This is a genomic window from Polynucleobacter sp. UB-Siik-W21, assembly GCF_018687415.1.
Classification (GTDB): domain Bacteria; phylum Pseudomonadota; class Gammaproteobacteria; order Burkholderiales; family Burkholderiaceae; genus Polynucleobacter.
In genome coordinates, this window is record NZ_CP061289.1 from 542,590 (window position 1) to 554,199 (window position 11,610).

The following is an 11,610-nucleotide window of genomic DNA, read 5'->3' on the forward strand; positions in this document are numbered from 1 at the left end:
AACCAAGCTACCCTAAAATCGTTTTATCAGACTTCATGGCTTGCAAGACAGTAGTAGCTATCTCTTCGATAGATTTGCTGGTAGTCATCACCCATGGAATGGATTGCTTCTTCATCATCGCAGTCGCCTCGTTAATTTCATAACGACAATTTTCTAGTTTTGCGTAGTTACTACCAGGACGACGCTCATTGCGTATTTCTGAGAGGCGTTCAGCATCAATCATCAAGCCAAAAATCTTCTGGCGATAAGGTACTAAATCCTTTGGTAGTTGCCCCCGTTCAAAATCTTCCGGAATTAGAGGGTAATTGGCTGCCTTCAATCCATACTGCATGGCTAGATAGAGACTGGTTGGGGTTTTACCGACTCGGGAGATGCCAATCAAAATGACGTCGGCCTCGACCAAGTTCTGGTTTGACTGCCCGTCATCATGTGCTAACGAATAGTTAATGGCCTCAATACGGTTCTTATAGGCTTCAGTATCCGCATTGTGGTGCAAGCGGTTCATGGCATGCGTAGACTTCATGCCTAAGGCCGCTTCAAGTGGTGCCACGAAGGTCTGGAACATATCCAAAATGAGTCCATTGGCTTTGCTGACAATGCTATTGAGTTCAGCATTCACCAAGGTGGTGAAAACAATCGGCTGGACACCATATTTACTAGCTGCTTGATTGATGCTGTTGACTGCATCATGGGCCTTATCTACGCTGTCTACAAAAGGCACCCGAACCTGCTTAAAAGTGGCCTCAAATTGGGCCAAAATCGATTGGCTGAAGTTCTCGGCGGTGATGCCGGTTCCATCGGAAACAATAAAAACAATACGGGTTTCGGTAGACATGGATTTGGCCTAAAAGTGGGGGGTCAGCACTACAATAGTGTCATATTAGAGTAAGTCGCATTTTAGGCGACAGCTAGACCGCTTTCCTTATCTTTAGAGAGTATTTTATGTCCAACCAACAGCAGCAAAATAGCAGTATGGCAGATGCCTATGTCTTGCCTTTTGAGCAACTTCGCATGACAGATGTTGAGTCAGTCGGCGGTAAGAATGCCTCCTTAGGCGAAATGATCTCACAACTGGCCTCAACTGGAGTGCGTGTTCCAACAGGTTTTGCCACTACCGCATTAGCATTCCGCGATTTTCTAAAACATAACAACCTCACCGAGCGTATTCAAAAGCGCTTAGAGAATCTCAATATTGATGATGTCCGCGCCTTAGTAGAAGCTGGCGCTGAAATCCGCAACTGGATTGAGACTGCGCCATTTCAGTCTAAGCTGGAAGAAGAGATTCGTAAAGCATTCGCAGTTCTCGATGACTCTGGCAAAGGTTCGTTTGCAGTGCGCTCTTCTGCTACTGCCGAAGACTTGCCTGATGCCTCTTTTGCAGGTCAGCAAGAAACTTTCTTGAACGTCGAGGGTATTGATGATGTTCTCAAAAAAATCCGGGAAGTATTTGCATCCCTATACAACGATCGTGCCATTTCTTACCGTGTACACAAAGGCTTTGCCCATGCGGAAGTAGCCTTGTCTGCTGGTATTCAGCGGATGGTGCGCTCTGACCTAGGCGCTGCTGGTGTGATGTTTACCTTAGATACTGAGTCTGGTTTTGAGGATGTCGTCTTTATTACCTCTAGCTATGGTTTAGGAGAGACTGTAGTACAGGGTGCAGTGAATCCAGATGAGTTCTATGTATTTAAGACAACCTTGGCGCAGAACAAAAAAGCGATCATTCGTCGCTCCCTAGGCTCCAAGCTGATACAGATGCAATTTGCCCCTAAAGGTTCTGCTGAGAAGGTACAAACAGTAGACGTCACCCCAGAAAAACGCAATCGCTTTTCTTTGGAAGATGCTGACATTACTGAGTTGGCAAAGTACGCCGTCATTATTGAAAAACACTACGGTCGTCCTATGGATATCGAGTGGGGCAAAGATGGACAAGATGGCCGTATCTATATTTTGCAAGCTCGCCCTGAGACCGTGAAGAGTCAAGCAGCTGGCCAGGTAGAGATGCGCTACAAGCTTAAAGGCAGATCAAAGGTATTAGCAAAAGGCCGCGCCATTGGTCAGAAGATTGGTGCCGGTCCAGTGCGTATTATTCGCGACCCTAGCGAGATGGATCGGGTTCAGCCCGGCGATGTATTGGTTGCTGATATGACAGACCCTAACTGGGAGCCAGTCATGAAGCGTGCTGCTGCGATTGTGACTAATCGTGGTGGTCGTACCTGTCACGCTGCGATTATTGCGCGTGAGTTGGGTGTCCCTGCAGTAGTCGGTTGTGGTGATGCGACTGAGCAATTACAAGACGGCATGATGGTTACCGTCTCTTGCGCTGAGGGTGATGAAGGTCATATCTATGATGGCTTGATCGAAACCGAAATCTCTGAAATATCTCGCGGTGTATTACCAGATATTCCAGTGAAGATCACCATGAACATTGGTAATCCTCAGTTGGCATTTGATTTCTGTCAAATCCCCAATGCGGGCGTTGGTCTTGCGCGTCTCGAGTTCATCATCAATAACTATATTGGCGTGCATCCCCGTGCAGTTCTTGAGTATCCTAATATCGATCCGGATCTCAAGCGTGCTGTAGAAAGTGTTGCTCGTGGTTATGCAAGTCCACGTCAGTTCTATGAGGATAAATTGGTTGAAGGTGTGGCAACCATTGCAGCCGCTTTCTATCCAAAGCCTGTCATCGTCCGTTTATCTGACTTCAAGTCCAATGAGTACAAGAAGTTGATTGGCGGTTCACGCTATGAGCCTGATGAAGAAAATCCCATGCTCGGCTTCCGCGGCGCATCACGTTATGTCTCTGAAGACTTTGGCGAAGCATTTGCTCTAGAGTGCGCAGCAATGAAGCGTGTGCGCGAAGAGATGGGTCTTGATAACGTCGAGATCATGGTGCCATTTGTGCGTACCATTAATCAGGCTAAACGTGTGATCGATATGATGGAGAAGTTTGGTCTCAAGAGGGGTGTCAATGGTTTGCGTCTAATCATGATGTGTGAGATTCCATCCAATGCGATTCTAGCAGATCAATTCCTTGAATATTTTGATGGCTTCTCTATCGGATCAAACGATATGACCCAGTTAACACTTGGGCTGGATCGTGACTCTGGTATGGAGCTGCTCGCGATTGATTTCGATGAGCGTGATCCAGCGGTGGAATTTATGATCGCCCGTTCAATCGATGCTTGCCGCAAGCAAAATAAATACGTTGGTATTTGCGGTCAAGGGCCTTCAGACCATCCAGACTTTGCCCGTTGGCTGGTAGAGAAAGGTATCACCTCCATCTCACTGAACCCAGATAGCGTAGTAGAGACCTGGGAAATGTTGGGTAAGAAATAGGGGTAAATTTAGGCCCAAAACTACAATAAGGCGCAATTGAGTTGCGCCTTATTGTTTTGGTGAGTCTGAGAAGTTGATTGCATAATTAGGGTGCCTTGAGCTTATTTTTGGAGTTATAGAGGGTTGTCTTATGGAGCCGTTATCGGGTTTAAAAGTGATTGAGATGGGTCAGCTGATTGCTGGGCCATTTGCTGCTAAAACATTGGCTGACTTCGGCGCTGATGTAGTCAAGATTGAGCCACCCAAACTTGGGGATGCTTTGCGTAAGTGGCGTTTATTAAAAAATGGCACCTCTATTTGGTGGCAAGTCCAATCTCGTAATAAGCGTTCTCTTTCCTTGGATTTAAAGCAGACAGAAGCGCAAGAGATTGTGAGAGCTCTGGTCAAAGAGTCTGATGTTCTCATCGAAAATTTTCGTCCTGGTACCTTAGAGGCCTGGGGCCTTGATCCGCAAGATTTGCTCAAAATTAATCCGCGCTTAATTGTTCTACGTATTAGTGGTTATGGCCAGACTGGTCCATATCGGGATAAGCCTGGCTTTGGTGTCGTTGCAGAAGCCATGGGTGGCTTACGTCATTTAACTGCTGAACCAGGTAGGGTCCCAGTGCGTGTTGGCATTAGCATTGGCGATACCTTGGCCTCTTTGCATGGTGTTATTGGAATTCTGTTGGCGCTGCAAGAGCGTCATCACAGTGGAGAAGGTCAAGTGATTGATATTGCTCTTTACGAAGCCGTCTTTAATTGCATGGAAAGCTTGCTACCTGAATACAGTGCGTTTGGAGAGGTTAGGCAGGCTGCTGGTAGCGCATTGCCTGGGATTGCACCCACTAACGCTTATCTTTGTGCGGACGGTGGTTATGTTTTGGTTGCAGGCAATGGCGATAGTATCTTTAAAAGACTCATGAAGTTGATTGGTCGGGATGATTTAGGTAATGATCCGCAATTAGAAAATAATGAAGGTCGAGTTAAGCGGGTTGTAGAGCTTGACCAGGCGATTGGTGAATGGGCCAAAACCTTAATGACTGATAAAGCATTAGAAGCCCTAGATGCTGTAGCAGTGCCTGCCGGCAGAATTTATACCGTCGCTGATATTGCACAAGATCCACACTATAAAGCCCGTGGAAATATTGAAACTATTCAGATGCATGATGGCACTAAGGTTGAGGTTCCAGGAGTCATTCCAAAGCTTTCTCGTACGCCAGGCTCTATCAGAACACTGGCACCAGACATCGGTCAAAATACCGATGAGATATTACGGGGTATTGGATTAAGTGATACACAAATTGCTTCACTGAAAGAGCGTGGCGTCGCCTTCAATAAATAAATGCAAAAAAAGCACAGAGAATAAATACAGATAACGATGACTAGAATTTACTTTAATGACGTAGTGACACGCGATGGCTTTCAGATAGAGCCCAACTTCATTCCGACTGATGACAAAGTTCGCTTAATCGATGAGCTTAGTCAATGTGGCTTTGCCAAAATCGAAGTGACTTCGTTTACTTCTCCTAAAGCGATTCCAATGCTCAGAGATGCCGAAGAGGTGATGGGTAGAATTAAGAGAGTTCCTAGTGTTGAGTACACAGTGCTCGTGCCCAATCTTCGAGGTGCTGAGCGCGCCTTTGAATCGCAGGCTGACGAATTTAACCTAGTGATGTCTACCTCTGAGACCCACAACCTAGCCAATTTGCGTATGACACGCGAAAAGAGTTTTGCTGGCTTAGCTGAGGTGATCAAATATGTCGATGGTAGAACGCCGATCAATGTTTCTTTATCCACATCCTTTGGTTGCCCTATGGAGGGTGATGTGCCGCAGAAGGTTGTTGAAGGGTTTGCGCAGCGCTTTGCTGATCTTGGCGTCCGTGGCCTCACGATTTGCGATACCACTGGTATGGCCAACCCTGCTCAAGTGATCAGTATGTCGGAGTCGATGCAAAAGTTATTCCCAGAGATGCAGGTCACGATGCATTTTCATAATACGAGAGGTATGGGCTTAGCCAATGTGCTGGCAGCAGTGCAATCAGGTATTACCAGATTTGATGGCTCGCTTGGTGGTCTTGGGGGTTGCCCATATGCACCTGGGGCTAGCGGCAATATATCAAGTGAAGATGCGATTCATATGCTCGATGCAATGGGTTATGACACCGGCATGAATATTCCAAACTTGTTAGCGATTGCTCGGGAGTTGCCTGCTATTGTTGGCCACACTGTTCCTGGACAGGTTGCTAAAGCAGGGCGTACTTGTGATTTGCATCAAGCGCCAGAGTATGTCAAAGAGCTGCGTCAGTAATAGATGTGGAGGGAAGATGATTGATCATTTAGACCATTTAGTTCTGACCACAGCAAATGAAACTGCTTGCATTGACTTCTATACGCGCGTGATGGGGATGACACTCCAATCTTTCATCGGCGGCACTCCGCCAGTTGAGCGTAAGGCTTTTAAATTCGGCAATCAAAAAATTAATTTGCACATCAAAGGCAAAGAGTTCGAGCCTAAAGCCAATATTCCAACTCCAGGAGCATTAGACCTTTGTTTTATTGCTGAGCGATCCTTAGGCGAGGTCATTGCAAAGCTTGAAAAAGAAGCTTGGCCCATTGTTGAAGGCCCTGTGATTCGGACGGGTGCCACTTCAAAAATCCATTCCATATATGTACGCGATCCTGATCTCAATCTCATTGAGATCAGTGAAATCTTCTCAGGCTAAGCTAAAGGATTACGACTTCTTCGCAGGCTTTCGCTTAGCGTTTGAAGTTTTCTTGGAGTTGCTCGTTGGTTTAGCTGAGGATTTCGCCAGTTTTGCTTTTGGTGGTTGATGATTGATAGGCACTGCACCCATTTTCTTGGCGGGCGCTGAGATGGCGCTCGATTTATGGGCACCGCTCCAACTGGGTTCTGATATCGAGTTGAAGGCTGCGCGTAATTTTTCACCCCAGAGCTGATGAATCATTTGGAAGTAGGGGTTTGATTCATCCATCGTTACCAGTTTGCTGGCTTTGAGAGAGTTCTTTTCGTATACCAATAGATCTAGAGGTAAACCAACAGAAATATTGCTATTCAGAGTTGAGTCCATTGAAATTAAGGCGCACTTTGTTGCTAAATTAAGCGGAGTAGAAAAATTCAGGACTCTATCGAGAATGGGTTTACCGTATTTGGATTCGCCAATCTGGAAGTAGCAAGTTTCTGGGGTAGCTTCAATAAAATTACCAGCAGAGTAAATATTAAAGAGACGCGGCCTCTCTCCTTTGACTTGACCGCCAAAAATGAGGTTGCAGTTGAAGTCAATGCCTGCTTTTTCAAGGGCTATATGATCACGTTCATACACCTGTTTGATGGCATCGCCAATCACTGCTGCTGCATCATGCGTATTTTCAGCAGTCCAAAGATTTTTGCCATTCAGCAGTTGACCTTGCAGGAGTATTTCTTTGACGGCTTGGGTAATTGCAAGATTGCCGGCACTCATTAAGGCAAAGAAACGATCATTGTCCTTTTGGAACAAGGTCATTTTCCTGAATGTACCGATTTGATCTACCCCAGCATTGGTGCGAGTGTCGGATAAAAAGACTAGACCATCTTTGAGGCAAAGCCCAACGCAATATGTCATATACCCATATCCTCTTAATAATTATCTAGGATTATCTCTTAAATATTGATCAGGATTTAGGGTAGCTGCTGAATCGAGATGTTTGCGCTGAGCTCCTCACCGCCCCCACCGGTACGAACACCTTTGACTGGTGCTGCGGAGTAATAGTCACGACCAATCGCTAGGCGAATATGGCGCGCATCAATCAGGCAGGCATGGGTAATATCTACGCTGATCCAAATCCCTTTTTCAATATCGCTGCAAAAATCGATCCAAGCATGGCTAGCTAAGTTGGGAGATTCTTCGGCAAAGAAGTAGCCACTGACGTATCTCGCAGGAATCTGCGCAGCCCTGCATAGGCTCAGCATGACATGAGCATGATCTTGGCAAACGCCGGATTTTAGGGCAAAGGATTGGGCAGCAGTAGTGGCAAAGGTCGTTTGACCTGGAACATACCCAATCGCTTGTTGAACCGCAGTAGCCAGTTTTAAAACCTCATCCACCGAATTTTTCTTAGGCAGACTTGGTGCAAAGTAGTCCAGCATTTCATCTGTGGGTTCGGTGAGATTGGTTTGCTGCAGCAGATAATAAGGGGAGACCGCTTTTGCATCATCCTTAAACTCAAAGGCATCTTGGGTATGAACTTCACCCTCCGCTTCAATCATCATGGACGTATAAGGCGATTCCTGCACAAATACACTATAGAAGTTGCCAAAGGTATCGATGGAGCTTGATGCCTTAATGGGCGTGCTGATTTTCCACTTATCGATTTGCTGGCCTGCAGTTGTCGGGGGTGTCAGACGCAGCTCTTGAATGGAATAGCGCACTGGTGTTTCATAGCGATACTCAGTGCGATGACGAATTTTGAGATGCATATATTCTTTACGAAGTCTTAGGCAACAGCCAATGGGATGAGATAAGCGTTGCTAAACTCATCGGCAATATGGTTGATGCGCTCAAGGAAGACTTCAATAAACTCTTCAAGACCTTGTTCAAAGACTTCATCAATGTCTGAGTAATCTAAGCTTGCTTTGAGTTTACCCAGTAAGCGTTCAATTTCTTTGGATTGTTGATTCTTCACTTCAGAAACTAAAGGAATTAATTCATTAACACAGCAAACTAATGAACGTGGCATTTGTTTATTAAAAATCAAGAGTTGTGCAACTTGCTTTGGAGTAACTTGATCAGAATAGATCTGACGGTAGATCTCAAATGCAGAAACTGAGCGCAGTAGAGCGGCCCAATGATAAAAATCAAAGAATGCGCCATCTGAACTATCATCGGGATTCTTTTGAGTGCTCAATACTTTGAGGGTGGCCTGATCCTCATATTTGGTTTCTAGAATACGACCAGTATTATCAGCGCGCTCTAGTAGAGTGCCAACGTTAATAAAGTAGAAAGCTTCATTCTTGAGCATCGTGCCGTGCATCACGCCTCTAAAAAGGTGGCAGCGATGTTTTACCCACTCTAATAATCTGCTGGGGTCGGCTTGATGTCTTGCCTCTAAGATGCGTTGGAGCTCAAGCCAGGTAGTATTTTGGGTTTCCCAAACTTCAGAAGTAATTTTGCCGCGAATCACACGAGCATTTTCACGAGCAGCGTATAAACAAGAAACAATGCTAGAAGGATTGCTGGTTTCATAAATCATGAAATCCAAAACATTTTCACGATTGACGACATCATATTTACTTAAGAAAGTATCTTCTAGCTTAGAGATGGTGAGCAACTTCTTCCAACTTTGCTCTAGAAATTCTGCTGGCTGTGGCAGTAGAGAAGTTTGGTGATTCACATCTAACATGCGAGCAGTATTTTCTGCACGCTCTGTATAACGCGCCATCCAATATAAGCAGTCTGCAGTACGACTTAACATTTTTTGCTATCCCTCTTATTCTTCTAAGACCCAGGTATCTTTAGTGCCACCACCTTGGGAGGAGTTCACTACCAAAGAACCTTCTTTGAGGGCGACCCTAGTGAGGCCGCCGGGAACCATCTTGATCGTTTTTCCAGAGAGTACAAAAGGGCGTAAATCAATATGTCTGGGAGCAACACCCGATTCCACAAAGGTCGGGCAAGTAGAAAGTGCCAGCGTAGGTTGAGCAATGTATTTATCTGGATTGGCAATGAGATGGGTTCTAAATGCTTCAATCTCTGCTTTGGTAGAAGCTGGGCCAACTAACATGCCATAGCCACCAGCACCATGAGTCAGTTTGACTACTAACTTTTCCAAGTTGGCTAAGGTGTAAGCCAAATCATCTGTCTTGCGGCACTGGAAGGTAGGCACGTTATTCAGAATGGGTTTTTCACCGAGATAAAACTCAATCATTTCTGGAACGTATGGATAAATTGATTTGTCATCAGCAATACCAGTACCAATAGCGTTAGCTAAAGTGACATTGCCAGCGCGGTACGCAGACAGTAATCCTGCAACCCCAAGGGTCGAATCTGAGCGGAAGGCTAATGGATCTAAGAAGTCATCATCAACGCGCCGATAGATCACATCTACCCGCTCAGGTCCTTGAGTGGTGCGCATGAAGACTTGCTCATTCTTCACAAACAGGTCCTTACCTTCGACGAGTTCTACCCCCATTTGTTGGGCGAGATAGCTATGCTCAAAGTAAGCAGAGTTATACATGCCAGGGGTTAGTAGCACGACATTTGGTTTCTTAACATCATCCGGCTTAACAGACTTGAGGCATTCCAATAAGAGGTCGGGGTAGTGCTCTACGGGAGCAATACGATATTTTTGGAATAGGTCCGGGAAAAGACGCATCATCATCTTGCGATCTTCAACCATATAAGAAACGCCAGAAGGCACGCGCAAGTTATCTTCTAAAACGTAGAACTCACCTTCGCCTGCGCGCACGATATCAATACCAGCAATTTGTGCATAGATATCCCGTGGCACACTGACGTTACGCATCTCTGGGCGATATTGCGCATTATTAAAAATTTGCTCAGCGGGAACGATGCCAGCTTTGATGATGTCTTCATCGTGATAGACGTCATAAATAAACCGATTGAGCGCTTTGACGCGTTGACGTAAACCTGCTTCAAGTTGCTGCCATTCTTTGGCAGTGAAAATTCGGGGGATTTGATCAAAGGGAATAGTTCTTTCAGAACCTAGATCATCTCCGTAGACGGCGAATGTAATGCCCACGCGCCTAAAGATCAGGTCAGCTTCAGCACGCTTAAGACCCATAAGCGTGTCGCTCTGTTGCTTTAACCAGTTATGAAAAACTTGGTAGTGAGGGCGTGCTTTGCCTGCGGCATCCAGCATTTCGTCAAAAGGCAATTTCATAGTTACCAAACTAATGCCTTTAAGAGTTATAAGCTTTGGGGTTTGAAGCAGCTTGGTGCTGTATTGCACTATATAAGTGCATAAAAGCGCGGATATTTGCCTTGAGGCCGTTGTAACCCAGTTTTTGGGCTTTTAAGCGTTTAAATCGCCTCTCGCGATTCGGCCTTTTTGAACTTCCCACTCTCGTTCCTTGGTAGCAGCACGCTTGTCATGTTGCTTTTTACCCCTAGCCAGACCGATTTCGCACTTCACATTGCCTTTGGAAAAGTGCAGATTGAGTGGTACGAGGGTATAACCCTTTTGCTCAACCTTACCGATCAATTTGCGGATCTCAATGGCATTTAGCAGAAGCTTTCGGGTACGGGTGCTGTCTGGAACGATATGGGTAGAGGCTGATAGCAGGGGGGTAATGTGGCAACCAATCAGAAATAGCTCCGCCTTGCGAATGACGACATAGGCTTCTTTGACGTGCACGCGACCAGCTCGGATGGCTTTTACTTCCCAGCCCTCTAGCACTAGCCCTGCCTCAAAGCGCTCCTCGATAAAATAATCAAAGAAGGCTTTTTTGTTATCGACGATACTCATATTTATTTAGCTTCCAAGATCGATTATGGCAGACGTCTACAAGACCGTTTTAATTGGCCAATCAGCCGACCGAATGTATGGTTTGGTGACCGATGTAGCGCGTTACCCAGAGTTTTTACCTTGGTGTGGTGGGGTAGAAATTTTTGAGCAAACCGAAACCGTTTTGGATGCCAAAATCAATATCAATTTCAAGGGCATTAATCAGTACTTTCATACTCGCAATGTGAACCATCGCCCCGAGACCATTGATATGGTTTTTGTGGATGGGCCATTCAAACATTTTTCAGGGCAGTGGAATTTCATTCCTTTGCGAGAAGATGCTTGTAAGGTGGAATTTAAGCTCCATTGGGAATTTAAGAGCGTGATTCTGGATAAGATCATTGGACCTGTGTTTGGACACATTGCAGGGACATTTGTGGATTGTTTTGTAAAGCGCGCAGAAGAGCTGTATGGCTAATCGCATGATGGAGATCTGGATTTGTGATGCTAGGCAAGGCAATCCGATACTCAGTCCTTTTCAACTGGTTCTCACCCCTGCTGAAACCCCGACAGTGGGCTTGGCACTCCTAAAAGCTGGCTTAGTGGTGGATCAAGCAGACCTGGCTTTTGCTAGAAAGGGCTGTTATGGCGTTTTTGGAAAACGTAAGGAGTGGGATAGCCCTATCTATGCCGGAGATCGCTTAGAGCTCTACTCCCCCTTATTAATTGACCCTAAGGCGGTCCGGCGCAAAAAGGCAAACCAGAACCAGGACGCCAAATTCCAGGCAGCGGCAGCCAAAAGGAAGGCTAGGAGGCTATAATCTGTTT

12 protein-coding genes are annotated in these 11,610 nt (G+C 45.8%); 6 read left to right on the forward strand and 6 right to left on the reverse strand.

From position 1 onward, the window contains the following. Positions 1-7 precede the first annotated feature (7 nt). Positions 8-835, reverse strand: a complete 828-nt coding sequence (locus C2756_RS02860) for a pyruvate, water dikinase regulatory protein (protein ID WP_215319867.1) — start codon at positions 833-835, stop codon at positions 8-10. 107 nt (positions 836-942) lie between these two features. On the opposite strand from C2756_RS02860, the gene ppsA reads away from it, so the two are divergent. The 4 genes from ppsA to C2756_RS02880 all read left to right on the forward strand — a co-directional run bounded on the left by ppsA (position 943) and on the right by C2756_RS02880 (position 6,044). Then, positions 943-3,339, forward strand: coding sequence for a phosphoenolpyruvate synthase (ppsA, locus tag C2756_RS02865; RefSeq protein ID WP_251372108.1), 2,397 nt, complete (start codon positions 943-945; stop codon positions 3,337-3,339). A gap of 130 nt (positions 3,340-3,469) precedes the next feature. Then, entirely contained in the window at positions 3,470-4,663 is a 1,194-nt protein-coding gene (locus C2756_RS02870; protein WP_215319869.1) for a CaiB/BaiF CoA-transferase family protein, read from the forward strand. Positions 4,664-4,699: 36 nt separating this feature from the next. Continuing rightward, positions 4,700-5,629 (forward strand): hydroxymethylglutaryl-CoA lyase, encoded by a 930-nt coding sequence (locus tag C2756_RS02875; protein ID WP_215319871.1) that lies wholly within the window; start codon positions 4,700-4,702, stop codon positions 5,627-5,629. A 16-nt stretch (positions 5,630-5,645) separates the two neighbouring features. Then, on the forward strand, positions 5,646-6,044 hold the full coding sequence (locus C2756_RS02880; protein WP_215319873.1) for a VOC family protein: 399 nt from the start codon (positions 5,646-5,648) through the stop codon (positions 6,042-6,044). A 9-nt stretch (positions 6,045-6,053) separates the two neighbouring features. Here the strand turns inward: C2756_RS02880 and C2756_RS02885 are convergent, their stop codons facing one another. The 5 genes from C2756_RS02885 to smpB form a co-directional block, all read right to left on the reverse strand. After that, on the reverse strand, positions 6,054-6,941 hold the full coding sequence (locus C2756_RS02885; RefSeq protein WP_215319875.1) for a peptidase: 888 nt from the start codon (positions 6,939-6,941) through the stop codon (positions 6,054-6,056). Positions 6,942-6,997: 56 nt separating this feature from the next. Next, complete coding sequence (locus C2756_RS02890; RefSeq protein WP_215319877.1) at positions 6,998-7,795, reverse strand: transglutaminase family protein; 798 nt, start codon at positions 7,793-7,795, stop codon at positions 6,998-7,000. Between the two features lie 17 nt (positions 7,796-7,812). Next, positions 7,813-8,790, reverse strand: a complete 978-nt coding sequence (locus tag C2756_RS02895; protein WP_215319879.1) for an alpha-E domain-containing protein — start codon at positions 8,788-8,790, stop codon at positions 7,813-7,815. Positions 8,791-8,805: 15 nt separating this feature from the next. After that, a complete protein-coding gene (locus C2756_RS02900; protein WP_215319881.1) occupies positions 8,806-10,218 on the reverse strand; it encodes a circularly permuted type 2 ATP-grasp protein in 1,413 nt (470 codons plus the stop codon). Positions 10,219-10,350: 132 nt separating this feature from the next. Next, positions 10,351-10,803: an SsrA-binding protein SmpB gene (smpB, locus tag C2756_RS02905; RefSeq protein WP_071465370.1), complete on the reverse strand. Its 453-nt coding sequence runs from the start codon at positions 10,801-10,803 to the stop codon at positions 10,351-10,353. A gap of 25 nt (positions 10,804-10,828) precedes the next feature. Between smpB and C2756_RS02910 the strand changes: the two genes are divergently transcribed. Together C2756_RS02910 and C2756_RS02915 are read left to right on the forward strand one after the other, a co-directional pair. Next, a complete protein-coding gene (locus tag C2756_RS02910) occupies positions 10,829-11,260 on the forward strand; it encodes a type II toxin-antitoxin system RatA family toxin (RefSeq protein ID WP_215296547.1) in 432 nt (143 codons plus the stop codon). Continuing rightward, positions 11,253-11,603: an RnfH family protein gene (locus tag C2756_RS02915; protein WP_215319883.1), complete on the forward strand. Its 351-nt coding sequence runs from the start codon at positions 11,253-11,255 to the stop codon at positions 11,601-11,603. Before C2756_RS02910 ends, C2756_RS02915 begins: the two co-directional genes overlap by 8 nt. Positions 11,604-11,610: the final 7 nt, after the last annotated feature.